The sequence below is a fragment of the Thermus brockianus genome (assembly GCF_001880325.1).
In the GTDB taxonomy this organism is placed as follows: Bacteria; Deinococcota; Deinococci; order Deinococcales; family Thermaceae; genus Thermus; species Thermus brockianus.
Genome location: NZ_CP016312.1, coordinates 646,787 through 670,346, shown reverse-complemented (window position 1 = coordinate 670,346; position 23,560 = coordinate 646,787). Strand labels below are relative to the sequence as shown.

Sequence of the window (23,560 nt, the reverse complement as noted above, 5' to 3'; positions counted from 1 at the left end):
GGCCAAGTATAATGCGCCCCCTTCCGGGGGCGCAAGCCGGGGTATGGGCTCAGCCTTCCCCCAGGTAGGCCTTCTGCACCTCGGGGTTTTGCGCCAGCTCCCGGGCAGGCCCAAAGAGGGTGATCTCCCCCGTGGCCAGCACGTAGCCCCGGTGGGCGATCTGCAGGGCCAGCCGGGCGTTTTGCTCCACCAAGAGGATGGTCTTGCCCTCCTGGTTCAGCTTCTGGATGGTTTCAAAGATGAAGTCCACCAGCACCGGGGCCAGGCCCATGGAAGGCTCGTCCATGAGGAGGATCCGGGGGTTTTGCATGAGGGCCCGGCCGATGGCCAGCATCTGTTGCTCCCCGCCGGAGAGGGTGCCTCCCTTCTGGCCCCGCCGCTCGTAGAGCCGGGGGAAGAGGGCGAAGACCTGGTCCTTCCGCTCCTGAACCACCTTGCGGTCCGTCTCCAGGTAGGCCCCGATCTCCAGGTTCTCCTCCACGGTGAGCCGGGGGAAGATCCGCCGCCCCTCGGGCACGTGCCCCACCCCCAGGGCCACGATCTGGTGGGCAGGGAGGCGGTGGATGGGCCGGCCCTGGAAGAGCACCTCCCCCTGCCGCGGCTTCACCAGGCCGCTGATGGTGCGCAAGGTGGTGCTCTTGCCCGCCCCGTTGGAGCCAATCAGGGTGACGATCTCCCCTTCCTCCACCTTCAGGGAGACCCCCTTCAGGGCGTGGATGTGGCCGTAGTAGGTGTGGACGCCCCGGAGTTCCAGGAGGCTCATGCCGCACCTCCTGCCGCCCCCTTGCCCAGGTAGGCCTCGATGACCCGGGGGTTCTGCCGCACCTCCTCCGGGGTGCCCTCGGCGATCTTGGAGCCGTACTCCAAGACGGCGATGCGGTCGGAGATGCGCATCACCAGGCGCATGTCGTGCTCAATGAGCACGATGGTGATGCCAAGCTCCTCCCGTAGCCGCCCGATGAAGTGCTGGAGCTCCTCGGTCTCCTTGGGGTTCATGCCGGCGGCGGGCTCGTCCAGGAGGAGAAGCCGGGGCTTTAGGGCCAGGGCCCGGGCGATCTCCAGCTTGCGCTGTTCCCCGTAGGGGAGGTTTTTGGCCAGCTCGTCCTTGCGGTGGAGGAGACCCACGTATTCCAGGAGGCGCTTGGCCTCCTCTTCGGCCCGCTTCTCCTCCCGCCGCGCCAGGGGGGTGCGGAAGACCGCGTGGAAGTAGGGCACGCGGATGTGGATGTGCATGCCCACCAGGAGGTTTTCCAGCACGGTCATGGCCCCGAAGAGGCGGATGTTCTGGAAGGTGCGCCCCACCCCTTCCTTGGCCACCCGGTCGGGGGGGAAGCCGGTGATGTCCTTGCCGAAGAGGAGAATCTTCCCCTCGTCGGGGGCGTAGATGCCGGTGAGGAGGTTGAAGAAGGTGGTCTTGCCCGCCCCGTTGGGGCCGATGACGGAGAAGATCTCCCCCTGGTTCACGGTGAGGCTCACGTCGTTGACGGCCACCAGGCCGCCGAAGCGTTTGGTGGCGTGGGCGACCTCGAGGGCCTTCATGCTTCCTCCATCTCCGCCTTGTGCCGCTTCTCGGGGATGAGCCCCTCCGGGCGGAAGATCATCATCAGCACCAGGATAAGGCCGAAGACCAGGCGCTCGTACTTGGCGGGGTCCACCTGGCTCGGGATCTGGGGCAGGCTGGTGCGCACGAACTCGCTGAAGGTCTTGAGCACGTCCAGGTTGAGGATGGTGAGGGCGGCCGCCCCCAGGATGGCCCCGGGGATGGACCCCATCCCGCCCAGGATCACCATGCCCAGGATGGTGATGGAGGCCAAAAGGGTGAAGGACTCGGGGGAGACGAAGGTGCGCTGGGCGGCGAAGATCACCCCCATGACCCCGGAAAAGGCCGCCCCGGTCATGAAGGCCAGGAGCTTGGTGGGCAGGAGGGGGATGCCCATGGAACGGGCGGCGATCTCGTCCTCGCGGATGGCCACCCAGGCCCGGCCGAAGCGGGAGTTGGCCAGGTTCACGTTCACCAGCACCACCAGACCGATCATGAGGAGGACCAGGAGGTAGAAGAAGAGCTGGTAGTCCGTGGTCTGGTCCAGGCGCACCCCCATGGCGGCCATCAGCTCGCGGAACCAGTCAATGGGCGGGCGCTGGATGGGGGTGATGCCCTGGGGGCCGTTGGTGAAGTTGATGGGGTGGTCCAGGTTGTTGGCCAGGATGCGCACCACCTCCCCCAGGCCCAGGGTGACGATGGCCAGGTAGTCCCCCCGGAGCCTTAGGGCGGGCAGGCCGATGAGGAGGCCGGTGAGGGCGGTGGTGACGATGGCGATGAGCATGAAGAGGTACATGTACTCCCCGGGCAAAGGGAAGTTCCCCGCCAGGAAGTTTCTTGCCTGCTCGGAGCCGAAGATGGCCCAGGTGTAGGCCCCCACGGCGAAGAAGGCGGCATAGCCCAGGTCCAGAAGCCCCGCCATGCCCACCACCACGTTGAGCCCCAGGGCCATGGCCGCGTAGATGCCGATCTGGATGCCCAGCTCAAAGACGAAGGTGTTGGCGAAGCCCGCCAGGGGCACGCTGATGAGGAGGATGGCCAGGCCCAGGGCCGCTCGGATCCAGGTGGGGACCCGGGGCAGGGTGGTGAGGGCCACCAGGATGCCCACCAGGCCGATGAGGCCCAGGGTGTTCCCTGAGCGCACCAGGCCCACGGTGAAGGCCAGGGTGAGGAGGGCCAGGTTCAGGGTCCTGAGGTTGGGGGAGAGGCGCAAAAAGGCCGCCGCCGCCAGGGCCCCCAGGCCGAACAGGTTGGCTAGGGCCCCAGGGGCCAGGAAGGCCAGGCCCAGGTAGGCCAGGCTGAGGAGGAGGGAAAGGGCGCTCATACCTTCTCCTTGACCACCTGTCCCAGGAGGCCTTGGGGCCGCAGGAGGAGGATGAGGATCAGGATGAGGAAGGCCACCACGTCCTTGTACTCGGTGCCGAAGTTGCCGTTTGTGAGGATGGGCAGGTAGGTGCCGAAGAAGTTTTCCAGCTGGCCCAGCACCAGCCCGCCCAGCATGGCCCCGGGAATGTTGCCGATGCCCCCCAGGACCGCGGCGGTGAAGGCCTTGAGGCCGGGCAGGAAGCCCACGTAGGGGGTGATGGTGGTGTACTGCAGGGCAAAGAGCACCCCCGCCACCCCGCCCAAGGAGCCCCCGATGAGGAAGGTGCGGGAGATGATGCGGTCGGGGTCAATGCCCATGAGGCTGGCAGTGGAGAGGTCCTGGGCCACGGCGCGGATGGCCACCCCCAGCTTGGTGCGGTTCACCAGGTAGGTGAGGCCCAGGAGCATGAGGATGGAGACCCCCATGAGGACGAAGGATTTGGTCTGGGCGAAGATGGCCCCCCCGAAGAGGCTCACCGAGCCCTCCAGGTCCTCCACCGTGCGCATGCGCAGGAAGAACTCGTTGTGCCAGAGCCCCTCAATGAGCCGCACCAGGTCCTGCAGGATGAAGGAGACCCCGATGGCGGTGATGAGGGGCACCAGGCGGTTGGTGGTGCCCCGCTTGCGCAGGGGGCGGTAGGCGAAACGCTCCACCAGGATGGCGGTGAGCCCGGCGATGGCCCCGCCCAGGAGGAGGGCCAAAAGGAGCAGGAGGAAGCCATTCCCCACGTGGGGGGCCAGGTAGCGGAAGACCTCCACCCCCACCACGGCTCCGATCATGAAGATCTCGGAGTGGGCAAAGTTTATGAGCTCCAGTACGCCGTACACCATGGTGTATCCCAGAGCCACCATGGCGTAGACGAACCCCAGCACAAAGCCGTCAAAGATGACCTGGGGGAGTAGAGCCAGAATCTGTTCTAGCAAAACGCCTCCTTTCTCCGGGCCAAGGGGGTGGCCTCGAGGCCACCCCCTTGAGGCTTGGGCAGAGTTTACCTGGCGCCGGGGGCCGCCATCTCAATGGTGCGGATCAGCTTGTTGTCGGCCCAGTTGCCGGTGCTGGCCACCTGCATGACGAAGTACTTGGCCTTCTTGTTGTCGCCCTTGTCGTCAAACTCAATGGCCCCGGTGAGGCCCTCCATCTTGACCTTGCGCACCTCCTGGGCCACCTGCTCCCGGGTGGGCTTCTTGCCCCCGGCGGCCTTGATGGCGGCCTCGAGGGCGGTGAGGATCACGTTGGCGGAGTCGTAGGCGTAGATGCCGAAGCCCTCCATGTCCTTGCCGAACTTCTGCTTGAAGCGCTCCGCCACCGCCTTGGCCTTGGGGAAGGCGGAGACGGGGCCGGCCACGGTGGTGTAGTAGGTGCCGGCAGCGTTTTGCGCACCCGCCAGGCGCAGGAACTCGCTGGAGTCCAGGCCGTCGCCGCCCATGAGCCGGGTCTTGAGGCCCCGCTCCCGGAGCTGCTTCAGGAAGGGCCCAATCTGGCTGTAGATGCCCCCGAAGTAGATGAGCTCAGGGGTGGGACGGGCGCCGCGGATCTGGTTGATGATGGGCACGAAATTGGACTGCTCCTCAGTGCCCACGAAGGCCACCGCTTTGCCGCCCAGGGCCTCGAGGCGCTTCCTGAACTCCTCGGCCAGCCCCTGGCCGTAGGCGGTCTTGTCGTGGATGACGAAGACGTTCTTCACCTTCAGGTTGTTGAAGGCGTACTCCGCCCCCACCGGCCCCTGCACGTCATCCCGCCCGCAGATGCGGTTCACGTTGGGAAGCCGGCGGTCGGTGACCCGGGGGTTGGTGTTGGCCGGGGAGACCATGACCAGGCCCACCCGGGCGTAGACCTCGCTGGAGGGGATGGCCACGCCGGAGTTCAGGTGGCCCACCACGCCCAGGATGTCGGGGTCGTTGATGATGCGGTTGGCATTGGCCACGCCCACGTCGGGGTTGGCCTGGTCGTCGTAGGGTACCAGGACCAGGTCAAAGCCCAGGGCCTTGAACTTGGCCTTGGCCTCCTCCACCGCCAGCTCCGCCCCCAGCTTGATCTGCTCCCCCAGGGCGGCCTGGGGGCCAGAGAGGGGGGACTGGGTGGCGATCTTGATGACGTTGGCCTGGCCCAACGCCATGCCCAAGGCGGCTACACCTGCTACCAGAAGCCCGATTTTCCTCATAGGCACCTCCTTGAAAGGCACGCGTTCGCGTTGCGGCCCTATTCTACGGGGGGGTAGCGGGCTTTGTCAATGCCCCCACGGAAAGTTTATGCCTGACCCACGGGTCAGGCATGCAGAAACCCCCACCCGGTACGGGGGCCGGGTGGGGGGCAAGGGGTCTAGTACGTGGCCAGGTACTGGTCCAGCTCCCACTGGTGGACCGTGACCCGGTAGTCGTCCCACTCCATCTGCTTGGCCTGGAGGAAGTGGGTGTAGACATGCTCCCCCAGGGCTTCGCGGATCACAGGGTCCTTCCTCAGGGCCTCGAGGGCCTCCCGCAGGGTACCGGGGAGCTCGCGGATCTTGTGCTTGCGGCGGTCGCGCACGCTCATCTGGTAGATGTTGCGCTGGATGGGCGGGGGCGGCAGGAGCTTCCGCTCAATGCCGTCAATGGCGGCGGCGGCCATGACCGCCAGGGCCAGGTAGGGGTTGGAGGAGGGGTCGGGCATCCTGAGCTCCGCCCGGGTGCCCACCCCCCGGCGGGCGGGGATGCGGATCATGGCGGAGCGGTTGGAGGCGGACCAGGCGATGTTGGTGGGGGCCTCGTACCCCGGGGTGAGGCGCTTGTAGGAGTTCACCAGGGGGTTGGTGATGGCCACCATGCCCTCGGCATGCTCCAGGAGCCCGGCGATGAAGTGGAGGGCGGTCTTGGAGAGCTGGTACTCGGCGTTGGGGTCAAAGAAGGCGTTCTGCCCGTCCTTGAAGAGGGAGAGGTGGGTGTGCATGCCGCTGCCGTTGATGCCGCGGATGGGCTTGGGCAGGAAGGTGGCGTGGAGGCCATGGTTCAGGGCCACCCGCTTCACCACCCACTTGAAGGTGGCGATGTTGTCCGCGGTGGTGAGGGCATCGGCGTACTTGAAGTCAATCTCGTGCTGCCCGGGGGCCACCTCGTGGTGGGAGGCCTCAATCTCAAAGCCCATGGCCACCAGGGCGTTCACCATGTCCCGCCGGGCCTCCTCCCCCTTGTCCACCGGGGCCAGGTCAAAGTAGCCCGCCTTGTCGTGGGTCTCCACCGTGGGCAGGCCCTCGGGGGTGCGCAGGAAGAGGAAGAACTCGGGCTCGGGGCCGGCGTACATGTTGTCAAACCCCAGCTTCTGCAGGCGCTCCACCTGGCGCTTCAGCACGTACCGGGGGTCCCCCTCAAAGGGACGGCCATCGGGGTAGGTGACGTCGCAGATGAGCCGGGCCACCCGCCCCCGCGTGGGGTCCTCCACCAGGTCGGGCAGGATGACGAAGGTGTTGTAGTCGGGCTTGAGGAGCATGTCCGACTCCTCAATGCGGGTGAAGCCCTCAATGGAGGAGCCGTCAAACATGATCTCCCCGTCCAGGGCCTTCTCAAACTGGGAGGCCGGCACCTCCACGTTCTTCACCACCCCGAGGATGTCGGTGATCTGCAACCGCAGGAAAGTGACCTTTTCCTCTTTCAGCGCCTTGAGGATCTCTGCCTTGGTGTACCCCATCTTCCGCCTCCTTTGCCGCCTTGCCCAGGGTTTTTCGCCAACAACCCGGGCAGGTTGTGCAGAGTGTACGGCATAAATCTGCATGATGTCAAGTCTTTGCTGAACGGGCGTGCCAAAAATCCCGGACGCCCGGCCGGGTCCCTCTTGACCCTTTCCTGACCCAGGGGCGAATAGACTGGTCGGTGGAGGGGCTTATGGTAAAACGGCGCAACCTATTGAAAGCGGGAGCGGCCCTGGGGGCTTTGGGGCTTGGCCTGGGGCGGGCCCAGGGGGCCTTCACCCTGACCCTGGTGCACACCAACGACACCCACGCTCACCTGGAGCCCATGGAGCTCACCCTCTCCGGGCAGCGGGTCAAGGTGGGGGGTGTGGCCCAGCGGGTGGCCTTCCTGGACCGCCTCCGGGCCCAGCGGCGCAACCTCCTCCTCCTGGACGCGGGGGACGTCTTCCAGGGCACCCTGTACTTCAACCAGTACCGGGGGCTGGCCGACCGCTACTTCATGCACCGCATGCTCTACCGGGTGATGGCCCTGGGCAACCACGAGTTTGACCTGGGCCCTGGCCCCCTGGCCGAGTTTTTGCGGGGGACCAAGTTCAAGGTGGTCTCCGCCAACGTGGGGGTGGAGCGGGAGCCAAGGCTCAAGGGGCTGATCGCCCCCTATGCCGTCCTGAGCGTGGGGGGGGAGAAGGTGGGGGTGATCGGCCTCACCACCCCGGACACCCGGGAGATTGCCAACCCCGGGCCCACGGTGGACTTCCTGGACCCCTACGAAAGCGCCCAGAAGGCGGTCTTTGAGCTGCTTAAGCAGGGGGTGAACAAGATCGTGGTCCTCTCCCACCTGGGCTACGGGGAGGACCTGAAGCTGGCCCGGCGGCTGGTGGGGGCCCAGGTGATCGTGGGCGGCCACTCCCACACCCTCCTGGGAAGCTTCCCCCACCGGGAGCTCACCCCGGCGGGTCCCTACCCCACGGTGGTGAAGAACCCCGAGGGCAAGGACGTCCTGGTGGTGCAGGCCTGGGAGTGGGGCAAGGTGGTGGGGGTCCTCGAGGTCACCTTCGGCCCCAAGGGGGAGGTGGTGGCCTACAAGGGGGAGCCCTTCCTCATGATCCCCCAGGTGGCCCCCGAGGACTTCTTCGCCAAGGAGGCCCTCATGGCCTACGCCCAGCCGGTGATGGCCCTCATGGGCCAGGTGATCGCCGAGGCCCGGGTGGACCTGGTGGGCGAGCGGGCCATCGTGCGGCGGCGGGAGAGCAACCTGGGCAACCTGATCGCCGACGGCATGCTCTGGAAGACCAAAAACGCCGGGGTGCAGATTGCCCTGCAAAACGGCGGGGGCATCCGCGCCTCCATCCCCAAGGGGCCCATCACCGTGGGTAAGGTCTACGAGGTCCTGCCTTTCGGCAACACCCTGGTGGTCATGGACCTGAAGGGTAAGGAGATCAAGGCCGCCCTGGAGAACGGGGTCTCCCAGTGGGAGCAGACCGCGGGCCGCTTCCTCCAGGTGGCCGGCCTGCGCTACGCCTTTGACCTTTCCCGGCCGGCGGGGGACCGGGTGGTGCGGGTGGAGGTGAAGACGCCCCAGGGCTTCCGTCCCCTGGACCTCGAGGCCACCTACCGGGTGGTGGTCAACAACTTCATCGCCGCCGGGGGCGATGGCTTCACCGTGCTCAAGGAGGCCCAGGGCTATAGGGTGGACACCGGCTTCAGCGACGCCGAAAGCTTCATGGACTACCTCCGGGAGCTCAGGGTGGTGGAGGCAGGGCTGGAGGGGCGGATTGAGGTGCTGAACGAGCCCCGTGGGGAAAAGCCCGCTTACTGGGCCTACGGGGGCCTGGTGGGGGCTTAGGCCCCAAGGCCAGACCCCCCGGGGCCAGCCCCGGGGGGTCTTTCCGTCCCCTTATCCTGCAGGGGTCAGAACCTGCACCGGGTCTCCCACCCGCACCAAGCCCCCCACCAGCACCCGGGCATAGAGCCCACGGCCGCCAAAGAGGAGCTTGGGCAGGCGGAGGTCAAACTGGGAGAGGCTCTGGCACACGGTGCAGACCTGGGCCAGCTCCAGAAGGGCCTCCCCCACCTGGAGCCGGGCCTTTGGGGGTAGCCCGTGGGGGTCCAGGTCCAGGAGGAGGTTTTCCCCCAGGGCGCCATAGGGCAGGGTAATCCCGGCGCCAAGGGCCTTCTCGTAGGCGGAAAGCCCCGCCACCAAAACCGCCCGGTCGGGGTCCTTGCCCGCGTGCCGGTCCCCCCTGGCGCCAAACCCGGCCACCAGCTCCAGGGCCTCCACCGGGGGCTTGGGAAGCCCCGGGGTGGTGCCCAGGTGCAGGGAGACCACCCGGCCCGTCATGGCAGCTTGAGCCCCTGGCGGAGCTTGAGGACCTCCTCGGGGGTGAGGGGTTTGGCCCGGGCGGCCTTGACCTCCTCGGGGGCGTAGGCCTTGAAGCCCTGGGGGGCGCCCCAGGCGGCCAGGTGGTTCAGCACCAGGGCCAGGTCCTCGTCGGAGAGCCAGGCAAACCCCGGCATGATGCCGCTATACTCCTGCCCCTCAATCTTCAGGGTTCCCTGGACCCCATAGAGCACGGCCAGGAGGAGGTAGTCCCGGCCTCCCTGGGCCTTTAGGAGCTTTTCCGTGTGGCCCTTCAAGGGCGGGAAGATGGGGGGGTTGCCCTCGCCCTGGGGGCCGTGGCAGCCCAGGCAGTTGGCGTAGACCTGGGCCCCCGTCTTGGAGGCGGGGGCGGCCGCCACCGGGGCCGGGGCGGGCGGCGGCTGGGTGCCCAGGTAGAGGGCCAGGTAGTCCAGGATGGCCCCCCGTTCCTCGGGGGTGACCTGGAGGCCGCGGGAGACCATCTCGGTCATGATGGCGTCCCAGCGCTCCCGGGAGAGCCGCTCCCGGGCCACGAAGCCGATGTCGTGGCAGGCCTGGCACTTGGCCAGGACCAGCTCCTTGCCCGGGCCCTCGGGGAGGGTGTACTGGCTCAAGGCCCAGTACCCGCCAAGCCCCAGGGCCAAGGCGCCCAAAAGAACCAGGGTTTTCCTCATGGGTAAAGACTACCTCCCTCTTCTTGGGGCCGCCATGGGGCGGCCCACAAAGCCCCCGGGGAAACCCCCGGGGGCAACCGCAAGCCTCAGGCCACGGTGAAGTTCACCCGCATCACGCCGCTGTACTCGTAGCCCCGCTCGTTCCAGGCGATGTTGCCGTCCAGGGGCTGGCTACGGCCCAAGGCGTCCCAGGCCCGGGCCATGACCTCGTGGGCCCCGGGCCGCAGGTAGACCGTGGCCCGCCAGCGCACCCAGCCGAAGGTCTTCTCCTTGCGCTCCAGTTCGGCCTGGTGCCAGGTGCGGCCGCCGTTGGTGGACACCTCCACGCTCACGATGGGGGCGATGCCGTCGTTGAAGGCCACCCCCTCCACCCGCACGTAGGGGCCCCGGACGGTCTGGCCCTCGAGGGGGGCGAAGATGAAGCTGTTGAGGGTTACCAGCCAGTTGGAGCGGGAGTTGGCGAAGTTGTAGGGGTAGGTCTTGCCCGGCTCCTGGGGGAGGAAGGGGAGGCTGGTGTTGGGGATGGTGGGCACCCGGTAGCGGGGCATCTGCTCGGCGGTGGTGTTCTCCCCCTCGGTGAACTCAATCTTCTCCACCCACTTCACGTTGTTCACCCCGAAGTACCCGGGGAAGACCAGCCGCACCGGCCCCCCGTGCACCGCGGGCAGGGGCTCCCCGTTCATGGAGAGGGCTAGCAGGGCGTTTTCCAGGGCGTGGATGGGCACGGAGCGCACGAACTCGGGGGCGTTCCCCTGGCGGCTGGCGTGGGCGGTGATGTGCAAGGCCTTCTCCCCCAGCTTCACCCCCTTGGCGGCCAGGAGGTCCTTGAGGCGCACGCCGCGGAAGGTGACGTTGCCCACCCCACCCCGCTTCCAGGGGTTGCCCGAAGGGCGGGGCTGGTAGAGGGTGCGCCCGTTCCCCGAGCACTGCAGGACCATGGTGACCTCGTGCTGGGGGAGGGTCAGGAGCTCCTTGGCCTCAAAGGTAAAGGGCTTGTCCACCAGGCCCCCCACCTGGATCTTCCAGCCCTCCAGGTTCGCCCCCTCCACGGTGTTGTACCCGGGCAGGTCCACGTTGTTGCGGATGTAGAGGAGCTCTTTGGGGGTGCGCTCGGGGTTGGCGGCCAGGAGGTCGTAGGGGGTCTCCAGGACGATGGGGCGTTGGGAGAGCACGATCAGCTTGGCGTTTTTGCCCTTTACCAGCTGGTCCGCCGTGGGGGCCTGCTGGGCCAGCCCTCGTCCCCCCGCGGCCAGCACCGCCGCGCCCAGGCCCATGAGCTTCAAGGTGGTGCGCCGGTTCACCTTTTCCATACCTTGCCTCCCGTGCGAGCCGGGGGGACTTTTGTCCCCGCTTTCCGGTTGCCCCCAATCTAGGCGGCACACCTTACCCCTGTCAAGTGAGGGTTTGCCCTCCTGAAGCCCATAGCTAAGGGAAAGGTCAAGGAGTCTACAGGGGGGTATGGGGAGGCGTATCATGGAGGACATGCTCAAGGGCGAAGGCCCGGGTCCCCTCCCTCCCCTCCTGCAGCAGTACGTGGAGCTCCGGGACCGCTACCCCGAGTACCTCCTCCTCTTCCAGGTGGGGGACTTCTACGAGTGCTTTGGCGAGGACGCCGAGCGCCTGGCCCGCGCCCTGGGCCTGGCCCTCACCCACAAGTCCAGCAAGGACTTCACCACCCCCATGGCGGGCATCCCCATCCGGGCCTTTGACGGCTACGCGGAGCGCCTCCTCAAGATGGGCTTCCGCCTGGCGGTGGCCGACCAGGTGGAGCCGGCGGAGGAGGCCGAGGGCCTGGTGCGCCGGGAGGTGACCCAGCTCCTCACCCCGGGCACCCTGGTCCAGGAGACCCTTCTCCCCAAGGAGGCCAACTACCTGGCGGCGGTGGCCACGGGGGACGGCTTTGGCGTGGCCTTCCTGGATGTGTCCACCGGGGAGTTCAAGGGAACGCTCTTGCAGAGCAAGAGTGCTCTTTACGACGAGCTTTTCCGCCACCGGCCCGCCGAGGTCCTCCTGGCCCCCGAGCTGCGGGAGAACGAGGCCTTCCTGGAGGAGTTCCGCAAGCGCTTCCCGGTGATGCTCTCCGAGGCCCCCTTTGACCCGGAAGGGGAAGGCCCCCTGGCCTTGCGCCGGGCCCAGGGGGCGCTTCTCCGCTATGCCGCCCGGACGCAGGGGGGAAGTTTTGTCCCCAGGCCTTTCCGCTTCTACGACCCCGGGGCCTTCATGCGCCTGCCCGAGGCCACCCTGCGGGCTTTGGAGGTCTTTGAACCCCTGCGGGGGCAGGACACCCTCTTCGGCGTCCTGGACGAGACCCGCACCGCCCCGGGCCGCAGGCTCCTGCAGGCCTGGCTCCGCCATCCCCTCCTGGACCGGGGGCCCCTGGAGGCCCGGCTTGACCGGGTGGAGGCCTTCGTGCGGGAGGGCACCCTTCGGGAAGGGGTGCGGCGCCTCCTCTTCCGCCTGGCCGACCTGGAGCGGCTCGCCACCCGGCTGGAGCTGGGGCGGGCGGGGCCTAGGGATTTGGCTGCCCTGCGCCGCAGCCTGGAGATCCTGCCCGAGCTCAAGGCCCTCCTGGGGGAGGAGGTGGGGCTTCCCGAGCTCTCCTTCCTCCTGGCGGAGCTCCGGGCTGCCCTGGTGGACGACCCCCCCCTGAAGCTCTCCGAGGGGGGGCTCATCCGGGAGGGGTACGACCCCCACCTGGACGCCCTGCGCCAGGCCCACCGGGAGGGGGTGGCCTACTTCCTGGCCCTGGAGGAAAGGGAGCGGGAGCGCACCGGCATCCCCACCCTGAAGGTGGGCTACAACGCCGTCTTCGGCTACCACCTGGAGGTGACCCGGCCCTATTACGACCGGGTCCCCCCGGAGTACAAGGCGGTGCAGACCCTCAAGGACCGGCAGCGCTACACCCTGCCGGAGATCAAGGAGCGGGAACGGGAGCTCTACCGCCTCGAGGCCCAGATCCGCCGCCGGGAGGAGGAGGTCTTCCTGGAGGTGCGGGAGAAGGCCAAGAAGGAGGCCGAGGCCCTCAGGGAGGCGGCCCGGGTGCTGGCCGAGCTGGACGTCTTCGCCGCCTTGGCCGAGGTGGCCGTGCGCCACGGGTACACCAGGCCCCGCTTCGGAGAGCGCCTTCGCATCCGCGCCGGGCGCCACCCGGTGGTGGAACGCCGCACGGTCTTCGTCCCCAACGACCTGGAGATGGCCGGGGAGCTCATCCTGGTCACGGGGCCCAACATGGCGGGGAAGAGCACCTTTTTGCGCCAGACCGCCCTCATCGCCCTGCTGGCCCAGATGGGGAGCTTCGTTCCCGCGGAGGAGGCGGAGCTTCCCCTTTTTGACCGCATCCTCACCCGCATCGGCGCCTCCGACGACCTGGCCGGGGGGCGGAGCACCTTCATGGTGGAGATGGAGGAGGTGGCCCTCATCCTCAAGGAGGCCACGGAGCGGAGCCTGGTCCTCCTGGACGAGGTGGGGCGGGGCACCTCCAGCCTGGATGGGGTGGCCATCGCCACCGCCGTGGCTGAGGCCCTGCACGAGCGGGGTTGCTACGCCCTTTTTGCCACCCACTACTTTGAGCTCACCGCCTTGCCCCTACCCCGGCTTAGGAACCTGCACGTGGCCGCCAAGGAGGAGGAGGGGGGGCTTACCTTCTACCACCAGGTCCTGCCGGGCCCTGCCTCCAAGAGCTACGGGGTGGAGGTGGCCCGGATGGCCGGCCTGCCCAAGGAGGTGGTGGAGCGGGCCCAGCACCTCCTCAGGGCCATGGCCGCCCGGCGAGAGGGGCCGGGGGAGGCGGTTTTGCAGAGGCTCCTGGCCTTGGACCCCGACCGCCTCACCCCTCTGGAGGCCCTCCGCCTCCTCCACGAGCTCAGGGCCTTGGTCCTGGGGACCCCCTTGGGTACCATGAAGGGGTGAGGGTCTGGCCGCGCCGCGGGCCTGCTTCCCCGCTGGCCCGGGTGGGGGCTCCATGATCCGGCCCCTGCCCGAGTCCCTCCGGGGCCTTCTGGCCCGGGGGGAGGTGCTCCTTTCCGTAAAGGACGCGGTGCGGGAGCTTTTGGAAAACGCCCTGGACGCGGGGGCCAAGAGGGTGCGGGTGGAGCTTTGGGGTGGGGGCCTGGAGCGGCTGGTGGTGGAGGACGACGGAGCGGGCATCCCCCTGGCCGAGCTTCCCCTGGCCGTGGAGCCCTACGCCACCAGCAAGCTGGAGACCCCTGAGCGCATCGCCACCCTGGGCTTCCGCGGCCAGGCCCTTTATGCCCTTAGGCAGGCGGCCCACCTGCGCCTCCGCTCCCGCCCCCGGGGGCAGGTGGGGGGCGGGCTCCTCCTGGCCTCGAGGGAGGAGGTGGCCCTCCAGGAGGTGCCAGCCCCCCCGGGCACCCGGGTGGAGGTCCTGGGCCTCTTCCGGGGAGAGGGGCGGGACCCGGCGCGGGAGGCCCGGGGGGTGCAGGAGCTCCTCAGGCGCTACCTCCTCCACCACCCCCACCTCTCCCTGGCCCTCTTCGTGGAGGGGGAGGCCCGGCTCCTTTTCCCGGGTTCGGGCCTCAAGGAAGCGGCCCGGCTGGCCTTTGGCCGGGTCCTGGCCCAGAGGCTTATTCCCCTCGAGGCCCACCAAGGGGAGATGCACCTACTAGGCCTCCTTTCCGGCCCCCAGGCCTCCCGCACCCGGCCCGACCTCCTCTTCCTGGCGGTGAATGGCCGCCCCGTGGCCTGGCCCGAGGGGCTCCTTAGGGCCCTGCGCCGGGCCTACCGCGAGCTTCTCCCCGAGGGGCACTTCCCCCTCGGGGTGGTCAACCTTACCCTTCCCCCAGAGGCCTTCCGCCTGCGCCTGGACGCCCGCAAGGAGGAGGTGGCCGTGGCGGAAGGGGTAGAGGCCTTCCTGGAGGAGGCCCTGCGGGAGACCTTCCAGCGCCACAGCCTGGCCCGGGCCCTGCCGGAGCCCAAGCCCCTCCTGCCCCTCCTGCCCCCCACGCCCTCGGGCCTCCCCCGGCTACGCTACCTGGGCCAGTTCCGGGAGAGCTACCTCCTGGCCGAGGCGGGGGACACCCTCTACGTGGTGGACCAGCACGCGGCCCACGAGCGGGTGATCTTTGAGGAGTTCCAGCGGAGGCTTGGGGAAGAGGGGCTACGCCCCCTGCCCCGCCCGGTCCTGGTGGAGCTCGCCCCCGAGGAGGAAGCCCTCTTAGAGGAGGGGCACCCAGCCCCCCTCTTCGCCTACGAGCCCTTCGGCCCGGGGCGGGTGCGGCTCCTGGCCGCCCCCCCCTTTCTCCACCCCTACCCCCTGCTCCTGCCCGAGGTCTTCCGCGAGGCCCTAAGGGGGGAGGGGAGGAGCCTCAAGGACCTCCTGGCCCGCCTGAGCTGCCTGCCCGCCCTGAAGGCCGGTCACCCCCTGGGCCGGGCCGAGGGCCAGGCCCTTCTGGACGCCCTCCTGGCCTGCGAGACCCCTTGGGTCTGCCCCCACGGCCGGCCGGTGCTCCTGGCCCTTAGGGAGGAGGACCTCATCCGCCGCTTTGGCCGCCGCTCGGGGGCCCGGGCAGGAGGAGAATCCCGTCCTCATCGGCCACGAGAAAGCTCCCCGGAAGAACCCTCACCCCAAGGAGGCTGAGGGGCACATCCACCTCCCCCTTCCCCTCCTTGGCGCTTTTTTTGGGGGTGGCGGCCAGGGCGCGGACGCCGATGGGCACCTCCTTCAGCTCCACCGCATCCCGCACCGCCCCGTGGACCACCACGCCCGCCCAGCCCCGCTCCCAGGCCAGCCGGGCCAGGTTCCCTCCCAAAAGGGCGGTGCGCAGGGAACCTCCCCCGTCCACGAAGAGGACCTGGCCCTGGCCTCCCTCCTCCAGCACCCTTCGCACCAGGGCGTTGTCCTCAAAGACCTTTAGGGTCCGGACCCGGCCGAAAAAGTGGGTTTTGCCGCCGAAGTCCCGGAAGACCATGGGTAGGGCCTCTGCCTCAGGATGGGCATCGGAAAGGTCCGTGGTGCGCCATGCCATGGGTATATAGTAGCCCCCATGGACGAGGCGCGGCTCCTCATCACCTGCCCGGACCGCCCCGGCATCGTGGCCGCGGTCTCGGGCTTCCTCTACGCCCATGGGGCCAACATCACGGATTTGCAGCAGCACTCCACCGATCCCGAAGGGGGGACCTTCTTCATGCGGGTGGCCTTCACCACCCCGCACCTGGACCTCTCCCGCCCCGCCCTGGAGCGGGCCTTCCAGGAGGTGGTGGCCGAGCGCTTCGCCATGGCCTGGCGCCTGGCCTACGCCTCGGAGCCCAAGCGGGCGGCCATCCTGGTCTCCCGGCCGGCCCATGCCCTGCTGGAACTCCTTTGGCGCTATCGGGTGGGAGAGTTGCCCATGGACCTGCGCCTGGTGGTCTCCAACCACCCCCACCACCGGGAGGAGGTGGAGCGCTTCGGGGTGACCTACCACCACGTACCCGTGGAGCCGGGACGCAAGGAGGAGGCCGAGGAGCGCATCCTTGACCTCCTCGAGGCCGCGGGGGTGGAGGTGGTGATCCTGGCCCGCTACATGCAGATCCTCTCCCCGGCCTTCGTGGCCCGCTACCCCATGCGCATCCTCAACATCCACCACTCCTTCCTCCCCGCCTTCGCCGGGGCCAATCCCTACCGCCAGGCCCACGAGCGGGGGGTGAAGCTCATCGGGGCCACGGCCCACTACGTGACCGAGGAGCTGGACGCCGGCCCCATCATTGAGCAGGACGTGGCCCGGGTCTCCCACCGCCACTCCGTGGAGGACCTGCGGCGGATCGGCCAGGAGTTGGAACGCACGGTCCTGGCCCGGGCGGTGCGCTGGCACCTGGAGGACCGGGTGATCGTCCACGGCAACAAGACCGTGGTCTTCGTCTAATCGCCCCCTAACCCCCGGGGCTTAGGGTAAGGCCAGGAGGTGGCGCATGAACCTCGGGCGTTCTTTCGTGGGTTTTCTGGTGCTCTCCCTCATGGCCGGGGCGGTGCTCTGGTGGGGGCTTGGGAACGGGCAGACCCAGCGTCCCCAGGCTTCCCAGGCGGCCCCTGCCGAGGCCGGGCTTCTGGAGTACGAGCGCAACACCGTGGAAATCGTGGAGCGCTACGGGGACGGAGTGGTGTACGTAGGGGTGGTGGCCCGCCCCCAGAACGTGCAGCTTCCCCCGGGGTTTGAGTTCTTTGCCCCCTTCCTGCCTCCCCAGGAGGGCACGGGCTCAGGGTTCGTCATTGACAAGGAGGGCTACATCCTCACCAACTACCACGTGGTGGAGGGGGCAAGCCGCATCACGGTGAAGTTCCACAACGACCCTAAGGAGTACACCGCCCGCCTGGTGGGGGCAGCCCCGCCCCTGGACCTAGCCCTCCTGCGGGTGGACGCCCCTCGGGAGAAGCTGGTGCCTCTGGTCCTAGGGGACTCGGACCGCATCCGCGTGGGGCAGAAGGCCATCGCCATGGGTAACCCCTTTGGCCTGGAGTTCACCGTGACTCAGGGGATTGTCTCCGCCATCCGCGAGAACCCCGGGGCCATCGGGGATGACTCCGGCCTGGTGCCCCAGGTGATCCAGACGGATGCCGCCATCAACCCTGGCAACTCCGGTGGGCCCCTCCTCAACTCCCGGGGGGAGGTGATCGGCATCAACACCGCCATCTTCACCCCCACGGGCCAGATGGGGGCGGCCCAGTTCGCCGGGGTGGGCTTCGCCCTGCCCATCAACCTGGTGAAGCAGTACCTGCCGGAGCTTAGGGCGGGCAAGACCCTCACCGCTGAGGCCATCATCCGCTCCCGGCCCCGGCTTGGGGTTGCCCTCATCCCCCTCTCCGTGTACCCGGAGAGGCTACGCCAGCAGTACAACCTGCCCGCAAGCGGCCTCATGGTGCAGGAGGTGGAGCGAAATAGCCCCGCCGAGCGGGCTGGCCTCCGCCCCCCCACCCGCTTCGCCTACGTCCAGCTGGCCAGCGGGGAGACCCTCCAGGTGGGGGTGGACGGGGATGTGCTCCTCAAGGCGGATGGGGTGGCCCTCACCTCCATCGCCCAGCTACGCCAGGTCCTCTACGCCAAGAAGCCCAATGAGGCGGTGGTCCTCGAGGTCTGGCGCCAGGGCCGCACCCTCACCCTGAAGGTGGTCCCCCAGGTCCTCCGCTAGGGGGGCCACAGGAGGCGGACCCTGAGGCACCCCCCTTCCACCGGGAACCAGGTGCCGCCCAGCCGTAGGGCCAGCCCCACCTGGGAGCAGTAGCGGAGCTCCCGCCGCCTTTCCTGAGCCAGGGCCTGGTTCCAGGCGTACTCCCCGCCCGTGTAGTAGGCCTCCGTCTCCGGGTCGGTGTAGGCCTTGAAGCCCTGGAACCCGCGAACGAGGCGGAACTCCAGGAGGACCGGCCTCCCCGTTACCGAGTTCATAAACTCCACCCGCCCGCTGTCCCAGGGGGTGAGGAGGAGGTAGGTCTTCTTCCCTTCTTCCTCCACCTCCACCACCCGCACCAGGGCGAGGAGGAGGCCAAGCCCCAAGACCAGGAGGAGCCCACCCACCCCCCTGGCGGGTGGGCTTCCTTGGGCCGGAGGCCCGTCTGCTGGCTTGCCGCGTCCTGGGCTCAAGGGCGGCTGGCCCTAGCGGAGCGCCCCCACCTCGCGGAAGTAGCGCAAGGCCCCCTCGTGGTAGGGGATGGTGCCCCCCACGAAGCGCACCGCATTTTCCAGGCTGGTGTCCCGGGCGGCGGCCACCGCCTGGCGCAGGGTGGCCAGGTTTTCAAAGGTGGCCTTGGTGAGGGCGTAGGCGGCCTCAGCGGGCAGGCTCTCGGGGCAGACGAAGAGGTTCCAGAAGGCCAGGGTGGGGGTGTCGGTGCGGGCCCCGTAGGTGGCCTTGGGGATTACCCCGGGCCCGGCCAGGCCGGGGAAGCGCCGCTGGAAGGTCTGGACCACGGTGCTCTTGGGGTCCAGGGGCACCAGGTAGATGCGTTGCCCCTTCCGGGCCAGGGCGGCGGAGAGCTCGGTGATGGCCCCGGTGGGTAGCCCCCCGGACCAGAAGAAGGCGTCAATGTTGCCCTCCGCCAGGGCGTTGGCGCTCTCCTGGGCCCCCAGGCGCTCCTGCTTGGCGAAGTCCTTGGGGGAAAGCCCCGCCGCCTGGAGCACCAGGAGGGCCTCCACCTCGGTGCCCGAGCCCGGGGCCCCGGTGGAGACCCGCTTGCCCTTCAGGTCCTGCACCACCCGGATTCCCGACCCCTCCCGGGCCACGATGTGCAGGAAGTTGGGGTACATGGCGAAGAGGATGCGGGCGCTCTTGGCAGGCCTTTCCCGGAAGCGCTCGTGTTGCCCGGTGAAGGCCAGGTAGGCGGAGTCGGGGAGCACGGTGCCGCAGTAGAAGGTCCCGCCGCCGGTGCGGGTTTCCAGGAGGAGGAGGTTGTCGATGGAGGCCGCGGTCTGGATGGCCTGGGCCTCGGCCACCCCGGCCTTGTTCCAGACCTCGGCCAGGGTGGTGCCGTAGTAGAAGTACACCCCTCCCACCCCCCCGGTGGCGATGACCACCCGGGGCTTCTGGGCCGCAGCCATACCCAACAGGGCCAAAAGGGCAAGCAACACGCCTCTCATAGCCTTTCTCCTTTCGCTCCTACCCTAAGCCCCCTTTCCCGCCGGCGTCAAGCCCTTGAAGAAGAAGGGGAGGCCGAGGAGGAAAGCCAGGAGGTTCAGGGGACCGTAGGGGACAAAGAGCATCACCGCCAGAAGGCCCAGGGTCCAGGCCTCCCAGCGCCTTAGGGGCCTGCGGGTGTACCCGGCCCCGGAGGCCGAGAGGTAGATGATGCCCGCGGCCACGGAGAGGAAGCGCTCCAGGATCATCGCCCAGGCCTCGGCCGGCGGGGAGTTCTCCAGGACGGGGACGATGAGCAAGGCGGTACCCGAGTAGGAGAGGAGGAAGAAGAAGCCCACCAGGTACTTGGACAGGGCCACCCGGGCGGCGTACACCCCGGTCTGGAGGGGGTTGGTGCCGAAGACGCTGCTGGCGGCGTAGGCGGAAAGGGCTACCGGCGGGGTCACGTCCGCCAGGACCGCGTAGTAGAAGAGGAACATGTGGGTGGCGAAGATGGCGGCGGACTCGGGGATGCCGTTTTCCTTGGCCAAGGCGATGATGGCCGGGGCGGTGAGGGCCGAGGTGAGCACGTAGGTGGCCGTGGGCGGCACTCCCATCCCCAGGACCAGGCTGAAGACGGCGGTGATGAGGGTGGCCAGGAGGAGGCTCTCCCCGGAGACCTGCTGCAGGAGCTGGCTGAACTTGGAGGGCAGGCCGGAGATGACCATCATGGCGAAGATGAGGTTGGCGGCGGTCACCGCTGTGCCGATGGGCAGGAGGGTGCGGAAGCCCTCGGCCAGCCCCTCGAGGACCGGCCCAACCCCCCTAGGCCTTAAGGTGGGGTCCAGGTAGGTGAGGACGATGAAGAGGACCAGGGCCAGGCTGGCGGCCGTGCGCACCTCGTACCCCAGGTAGAGCATGGCCACGATGAGGAGGATGGGGAGGAAGATGAAGCCGTAGCGCAGGAGGTAGCGCCTCCGGCTCATGCCCAGCTCCGGGGCCACGGCCTTCAGCCCTGCCTTCCGGGCGTAGAACTCGTTGAAGGCCAGGACGGTGGTGAGGTAGAGGAGGGCGGGGCCGATGGTCATGACGATCACCTTCAGGAGGGGGATCTGGAGGATCTCCACCATGATGAAGGCGATGGAGCCCAGGACCGGGGGGGTGATGAGGGCGATGGTGCCGGCGGTGGCCACCAGGCCGGCGGCGATGAGACGCTCGTACCCTGCCCGCTCGTAGAGGGGCTTGGTGAGGGCGGCCACGAACTGGGTGTCCGCGGCCCCGCTGCCCGAGAACATGCCCATGAAGACGCTGGCCACCCCGGTGACCCGGCCCGGGGTGGCGGGGTGTTTGCCCACCAGGGCCAGGGCGTAGTTGGCCACCACCCTGCCCAGGCCTAGGGCCCCGATCATCCCGGAAAGCAGGGTGAAGTAGACCAGGTACTTGGCGGAAACCCCGGTGATGAGGCCGTAGATGCCGGCCTCCGTCTCGTTGAAGGTCTTGCCCAGGAGGAGGTCAATCCCCTGGGGGCTTCCCTTGAAGGCCCCGGGGAAGAGGTTAGCGTAGAGGTTGTAGCTGAAGAAGAAGAGGACCAGGACCGGCATCACCGGGCCCAGAAGCCGGTACACCAGCCCCAGGACCAGCATGATGAGGCCGAAGGACATGGCCATGTCCCAGGGCTGGGGCAGCACCGCCCGGTAGACCAGCTCCTCAAAGTAGCGGAGCTGGTACAGGGTAGGGAAGAGGGCCAGGAGGACCGCCAGGAGGTCGGCGGGGCGCTTCAGGCCGGGCAGAAGGGCCGGCAGGACCGCCACCCCCCAGTAGAGGAGGCCCACCGCCTTGGCCTCCCAGGGGAGGCTGACCCCGGGCACGCTGGGGAAGAGGAAGTTGTAGAGGGGGACCAGGGTGAAAAGCGCGTAGATCCAGGCGCCCAGGGTGCGCTTCCTGGGCAGGTAGAAGGAGACCAGGTACCCTCCTAAGAGGAGGAAGAGCACGTGGGTGCTCCGCTGTAGCTGGACGATGTCCAGGATGGGGATCTCCGCCCTGGCCAGGGGGGTGAAGGGGTGGAGGACCAGGTAGAGGCTGTAGAGGGCCCCCAGGATCAGCACCCAGCGGGTGAGCCGGGCCAAGGGGGTTTCAGGGGTTGTGGGGCGTTCCAGTTCCATCCTTGCCTCCGAAAACGCCCGGGGCCTGGGGAGGCCCAGGGCACCCGGGCGCGGCTTGGGACTACTTGATGAGGCCCTTCTCCTTCAGGTAGCGCTCGGCCCCCGGGTGGAAGGGGATGGGGAGCTTGCCGTAGAGCTTGGCGGTGGCCTCGAGGCTGGTGTCCTTGGCCGCGGCCACGGCGGTGCGCAGGGTGTCCAGGTTCTCAAAGACCGCCTTGACCATGGCGTAGCCGGCCTCGGCGGGGAGGCTTTCGGGGCAGACCACCACGTTGCCCGTGGCCAGACCCGGCACATCCGTGCGGGTGTTGTAGACGCTCTTGGGCACGGTGTAGGTGTCCACCAGCCCGGGGAAGCGCTTCATGACCACCTGGGCGGTGGTGCTCTTGGGGTCCACGGGGACGAGGTACACCCGGTCCCCCTTGCGGGCCAGGGTCTGGGAGAGCTCCACGATGGAGCTGGTGGGCACGCCCCCCACCCAGAAGAAGGCGTCCAGGGTGCCTTCGGCCAGGGCCTTGGCCCCCTCGGCCACGGGCAGGCGCTCCCGCTTGGCGAAGCTCTCCACCTTCACCCCTGCCCCCTGGAGGACCAGAAGGGCCAGGTTCTCCGTGCTGGAACCGGGCTGGCCAGTGGAGACCCGCTTGCCCTTCAGGTCCTGCACCACCTTGATGCCCGCCTTCTCCGTGGTCACGATGTGGATGAAGGAGGGGTACATGTAGAAGAGGACCCGCTGGGCCTTGGCGGGCCGATCCTTGAAGCGGGGCTCCTCCCCGGTATAGGCCACGTAGGCGGAGTCCGTGGTGGTGAGGGCGCAGTAGTAGGTGCCGCCCCCCGTGCGGTCGCGCAGGAGTTGCAGGTTGTCGTAAGACCCCCCGGTCTGCACCGGCTGGGCCTCCACCACCCCGGCCTTGTTGAGGATGTCGGCCATGGCGGTGCCGTAGTAGAAGAAGACGCCGCCGGTGCTCCCGGTGCCGATGACCACCCTGGGCTTCTGGGCCAGGGCCAGGCCCAGAAGCGCAAGACCGATGAGTATAAAGGCTTTCTTCATGGCCACCTCCCGTATACTTTTGCGCCCCTAACCTACCCCACCCCCGTAGGTCTGTCAAGGCCGGGAGAGGCCGAGAAGCCTTACCTGGAAGGCCCTCAGGAGATCCGTCTTGCTGAGGATGCCCAGGAGGCGCCCCCCTTCCACCACCAGGGCCCGGGTGTAGTTTCTTTCCGCCATCCGCTCCAAGGCGGTAAGGGCTTCCTCCTCGGGGGAGAGGACCAGGGGGGGTTGGAGGTAGCGGCCCACGGGGGCTTGGGGGTCGGCCCCGTCCAGCCCTTCCAGCCCCACCACTCCCAAAACCCTTTCCCCCTCCACCACGGGGAAGCCCGAGACCCGGTGGGCTAGCGCCAGCCCCAGTACCTCCCGGACGCTCAGCTCGGGGGGAACGGTGAGGGGGTCTTGGGTCATCAGGTCACGCACCTTGAGGCCTTCCAGGGCCTGGGCCAGGAGGGTGGACTCAGCCTCGGCCCTCGAGGCCATGTACACGAAGAAGGCGATGAGGATCAGGAAGGGGTTGAAGACCACCAGGCCAAAGAGCCCCAGGGCCAGGGCCACCGCCTGGCTTAGGGCGGCCGCCTGGCGGGTGGCCTGCAGGTAGGGCTTGCGCAGGGCCAGGAGGGCCCGGTAGACCCGACCCCCGTCCAGGGGCAGGGCGGGGAGGAGGTTGAAAAGGCCCAGCATGAGGTTCACCAGGGCCAGGTAGTGGGTGAGGAAGCCCAAGGCCCCCGCCTCCACCCGGCCCAGGCGGAAGAGGAGGGCCAGGGCGAAGCTCACCAGAGGCCCTGCCAGGGCCACGGCCAGTTCCCTCCGGGGCTCCTTGGGGAGCCGTTCCATCTGGGCCATGCCCCCCAGAAGCCATAGGGTGATGCGCCGGGTCTCCACCCCGTAGCGCCGGGCGGTCAGGGCGTGCCCTAGCTCGTGCAGGAGCACGGAGAGGAAAAGCCCCAAGGCGGCCAGAAGGCCCAGGAGGAAGGGCCAAGGACCCATCAGAAGCCCAGGGTCCTGGGGTAGGCCGAAGAGCTCCAGGTAAAGGGGCAGGTTGCTACCGATGAGGAAGGCCAGCAGGGGGAGGACCAGGAGGAAGGAGGGGTCCAGGTGGATGGGGATCCCCAGGAGGCGGAAAAGGGGAAACCCACGGCCGAACATGCCTCAGTATAGGCCCCTTCCCCAGGGCCTCGGCTTGATAATGACCGGTCAGTCAGGGGTAGGATAGGGG

The 23,560-nt window shown here is 68.4% G+C and carries 20 protein-coding genes; 5 read left to right on the top strand and 15 right to left on the bottom strand.

The genetic code is table 11. The features are described 5' to 3' along the window. Nucleotides 1-49: 49 nt before the first annotated feature. The 6 genes from A0O31_RS03410 to A0O31_RS03385 form a co-directional block, all read right to left on the bottom strand. Nucleotides 50-763 (bottom strand): ABC transporter ATP-binding protein, encoded by a 714-nt coding sequence (locus A0O31_RS03410; protein ID WP_018111468.1) that lies wholly within the window; start codon nucleotides 761-763, stop codon nucleotides 50-52. Then, complete coding sequence (locus A0O31_RS03405) at nucleotides 760-1,539, bottom strand: ABC transporter ATP-binding protein (RefSeq protein WP_018111469.1); 780 nt, start codon at nucleotides 1,537-1,539, stop codon at nucleotides 760-762. Before A0O31_RS03405 ends, A0O31_RS03410 begins: the two co-directional genes overlap by 4 nt. After that, nucleotides 1,536-2,864 carry a branched-chain amino acid ABC transporter permease gene (locus tag A0O31_RS03400; RefSeq protein ID WP_071676675.1) on the bottom strand — a complete coding sequence of 443 codons (1,329 nt, stop codon included), beginning with the start codon at nucleotides 2,862-2,864 and terminating at the stop codon, nucleotides 1,536-1,538. The genes A0O31_RS03405 and A0O31_RS03400 overlap by 4 nt, the downstream gene beginning before the upstream one ends. Then, complete coding sequence (locus tag A0O31_RS03395; RefSeq protein WP_018111471.1) at nucleotides 2,861-3,829, bottom strand: branched-chain amino acid ABC transporter permease; 969 nt, start codon at nucleotides 3,827-3,829, stop codon at nucleotides 2,861-2,863. The genes A0O31_RS03400 and A0O31_RS03395 overlap by 4 nt, the downstream gene beginning before the upstream one ends. Before the next feature lie 65 nt (nucleotides 3,830-3,894). Then, entirely contained in the window at nucleotides 3,895-5,067 is a 1,173-nt protein-coding gene (locus A0O31_RS03390) for a branched-chain amino acid ABC transporter substrate-binding protein (protein ID WP_026175073.1), read from the bottom strand. 158 nt (nucleotides 5,068-5,225) lie between these two features. Then, entirely contained in the window at nucleotides 5,226-6,566 is a 1,341-nt protein-coding gene (locus A0O31_RS03385) for a glutamine synthetase family protein (RefSeq protein WP_018111473.1), read from the bottom strand. A 194-nt stretch (nucleotides 6,567-6,760) separates the two neighbouring features. Here A0O31_RS03385 and A0O31_RS03380 point away from each other — a divergent pair, with 194 nt between their 5' ends. After that, nucleotides 6,761-8,413, top strand: a complete 1,653-nt coding sequence (locus tag A0O31_RS03380) for a bifunctional metallophosphatase/5'-nucleotidase (protein WP_018111474.1) — start codon at nucleotides 6,761-6,763, stop codon at nucleotides 8,411-8,413. A 51-nt stretch (nucleotides 8,414-8,464) separates the two neighbouring features. On the opposite strand, the gene A0O31_RS03375 is transcribed toward A0O31_RS03380, so the two are convergent. The 3 genes from A0O31_RS03375 to A0O31_RS03365 all read right to left on the bottom strand — a co-directional run bounded on the left by A0O31_RS03375 (nucleotide 8,465) and on the right by A0O31_RS03365 (nucleotide 10,910). Then, nucleotides 8,465-8,908, bottom strand: coding sequence for an MOSC domain-containing protein (locus tag A0O31_RS03375; protein WP_018111475.1), 444 nt, complete (start codon nucleotides 8,906-8,908; stop codon nucleotides 8,465-8,467). Beyond that, nucleotides 8,905-9,600 carry a c-type cytochrome gene (locus A0O31_RS03370; protein ID WP_018111476.1) on the bottom strand — a complete coding sequence of 232 codons (696 nt, stop codon included), beginning with the start codon at nucleotides 9,598-9,600 and terminating at the stop codon, nucleotides 8,905-8,907. Before A0O31_RS03370 ends, A0O31_RS03375 begins: the two co-directional genes overlap by 4 nt. Before the next feature lie 86 nt (nucleotides 9,601-9,686). Next, a complete protein-coding gene (locus A0O31_RS03365; RefSeq protein ID WP_018111477.1) occupies nucleotides 9,687-10,910 on the bottom strand; it encodes a sulfite oxidase in 1,224 nt (407 codons plus the stop codon). 163 nt (nucleotides 10,911-11,073) lie between these two features. Between A0O31_RS03365 and mutS the strand changes: the two genes are divergently transcribed. After that, entirely contained in the window at nucleotides 11,074-13,509 is a 2,436-nt protein-coding gene (gene mutS / locus A0O31_RS03360; protein ID WP_071677909.1) for a DNA mismatch repair protein MutS, read from the top strand. Between the two features lie 52 nt (nucleotides 13,510-13,561). Beyond that, complete coding sequence (gene mutL, locus A0O31_RS03355) at nucleotides 13,562-15,196, top strand: DNA mismatch repair endonuclease MutL (protein ID WP_018111479.1); 1,635 nt, start codon at nucleotides 13,562-13,564, stop codon at nucleotides 15,194-15,196. Here the strand turns inward: mutL and rraA are convergent. Continuing rightward, nucleotides 15,090-15,584 (bottom strand): ribonuclease E activity regulator RraA, encoded by a 495-nt coding sequence (gene rraA, locus A0O31_RS03350; RefSeq protein WP_071676674.1) that lies wholly within the window; start codon nucleotides 15,582-15,584, stop codon nucleotides 15,090-15,092. The genes mutL and rraA overlap by 107 nt on opposite strands. Before the next feature lie 18 nt (nucleotides 15,585-15,602). Between rraA and purU the strand changes: the two genes are divergently transcribed. Both purU and A0O31_RS03340 read left to right on the top strand, forming a co-directional pair. Beyond that, nucleotides 15,603-16,460, top strand: coding sequence for a formyltetrahydrofolate deformylase (gene purU, locus A0O31_RS03345; protein ID WP_018111481.1), 858 nt, complete (start codon nucleotides 15,603-15,605; stop codon nucleotides 16,458-16,460). Nucleotides 16,461-16,506: 46 nt separating this feature from the next. Further along, nucleotides 16,507-17,721 (top strand): S1C family serine protease, encoded by a 1,215-nt coding sequence (locus A0O31_RS03340; RefSeq protein ID WP_018111482.1) that lies wholly within the window; start codon nucleotides 16,507-16,509, stop codon nucleotides 17,719-17,721. Here A0O31_RS03340 and A0O31_RS03335 read toward each other — a convergent pair. The 5 genes from A0O31_RS03335 to A0O31_RS03315 all read right to left on the bottom strand — a co-directional run bounded on the left by A0O31_RS03335 (nucleotide 17,718) and on the right by A0O31_RS03315 (nucleotide 23,490). Further along, entirely contained in the window at nucleotides 17,718-18,104 is a 387-nt protein-coding gene (locus tag A0O31_RS03335; RefSeq protein WP_018111483.1) for a hypothetical protein, read from the bottom strand. The two genes, A0O31_RS03340 and A0O31_RS03335, sit on opposite strands and share 4 nt — an antisense overlap. 78 nt (nucleotides 18,105-18,182) lie before the next feature. After that, nucleotides 18,183-19,160, bottom strand: a complete 978-nt coding sequence (locus tag A0O31_RS03330) for a TAXI family TRAP transporter solute-binding subunit (RefSeq protein WP_026175075.1) — start codon at nucleotides 19,158-19,160, stop codon at nucleotides 18,183-18,185. A 24-nt stretch (nucleotides 19,161-19,184) separates the two neighbouring features. Beyond that, entirely contained in the window at nucleotides 19,185-21,299 is a 2,115-nt protein-coding gene (locus tag A0O31_RS03325; protein ID WP_018111485.1) for a TRAP transporter permease, read from the bottom strand. Between the two features lie 61 nt (nucleotides 21,300-21,360). Next, nucleotides 21,361-22,344: a TAXI family TRAP transporter solute-binding subunit gene (locus tag A0O31_RS03320; protein ID WP_018111486.1), complete on the bottom strand. Its 984-nt coding sequence runs from the start codon at nucleotides 22,342-22,344 to the stop codon at nucleotides 21,361-21,363. A 54-nt stretch (nucleotides 22,345-22,398) separates the two neighbouring features. Beyond that, a complete protein-coding gene (locus A0O31_RS03315; protein WP_018111487.1) occupies nucleotides 22,399-23,490 on the bottom strand; it encodes a site-2 protease family protein in 1,092 nt (363 codons plus the stop codon). Between the last annotated feature and the right edge of the window lie 70 nt (nucleotides 23,491-23,560).

Bases quoted from the DNA above. Each gene is read 5' to 3' on its own strand.
- purU (WP_018111481.1), top strand. From the start codon at position 15,603: ATGGACGAGGCGCGGCTCCTCATCACCTGCCCGGACCGCCCCGGCATC.
- A0O31_RS03370 (WP_018111476.1), bottom strand. From the start codon at position 9,600: ATGAGGAAAACCCTGGTTCTTTTGGGCGCCTTGGCCCTGGGGCTTGGC.
- A0O31_RS03330 (WP_026175075.1), bottom strand. From the start codon at position 19,160: ATGAGAGGCGTGTTGCTTGCCCTTTTGGCCCTGTTGGGTATGGCTGCG.
- A0O31_RS03365 (WP_018111477.1), bottom strand. From the start codon at position 10,910: ATGGAAAAGGTGAACCGGCGCACCACCTTGAAGCTCATGGGCCTGGGC.
- A0O31_RS03320 (WP_018111486.1), bottom strand. From the start codon at position 22,344: ATGAAGAAAGCCTTTATACTCATCGGTCTTGCGCTTCTGGGCCTGGCC.
- A0O31_RS03390 (WP_026175073.1), bottom strand. From the start codon at position 5,067: ATGAGGAAAATCGGGCTTCTGGTAGCAGGTGTAGCCGCCTTGGGCATG.
- mutS (WP_071677909.1), top strand. From the start codon at position 11,074: ATGGAGGACATGCTCAAGGGCGAAGGCCCGGGTCCCCTCCCTCCCCTC.
- A0O31_RS03375 (WP_018111475.1), bottom strand. From the start codon at position 8,908: ATGACGGGCCGGGTGGTCTCCCTGCACCTGGGCACCACCCCGGGGCTT.
- A0O31_RS03325 (WP_018111485.1), bottom strand. From the start codon at position 21,299: ATGGAACTGGAACGCCCCACAACCCCTGAAACCCCCTTGGCCCGGCTC.
- A0O31_RS03410 (WP_018111468.1), bottom strand. From the start codon at position 763: ATGAGCCTCCTGGAACTCCGGGGCGTCCACACCTACTACGGCCACATC.
- mutL (WP_018111479.1), top strand. From the start codon at position 13,562: ATGATCCGGCCCCTGCCCGAGTCCCTCCGGGGCCTTCTGGCCCGGGGG.
- A0O31_RS03385 (WP_018111473.1), bottom strand. From the start codon at position 6,566: ATGGGGTACACCAAGGCAGAGATCCTCAAGGCGCTGAAAGAGGAAAAG.
- rraA (WP_071676674.1), bottom strand. From the start codon at position 15,584: ATGGCATGGCGCACCACGGACCTTTCCGATGCCCATCCTGAGGCAGAG.
- A0O31_RS03315 (WP_018111487.1), bottom strand. From the start codon at position 23,490: ATGTTCGGCCGTGGGTTTCCCCTTTTCCGCCTCCTGGGGATCCCCATC.
- A0O31_RS03400 (WP_071676675.1), bottom strand. From the start codon at position 2,864: ATGAGCGCCCTTTCCCTCCTCCTCAGCCTGGCCTACCTGGGCCTGGCC.
- A0O31_RS03405 (WP_018111469.1), bottom strand. From the start codon at position 1,539: ATGAAGGCCCTCGAGGTCGCCCACGCCACCAAACGCTTCGGCGGCCTG.
- A0O31_RS03340 (WP_018111482.1), top strand. From the start codon at position 16,507: ATGAACCTCGGGCGTTCTTTCGTGGGTTTTCTGGTGCTCTCCCTCATG.
- A0O31_RS03380 (WP_018111474.1), top strand. From the start codon at position 6,761: ATGGTAAAACGGCGCAACCTATTGAAAGCGGGAGCGGCCCTGGGGGCT.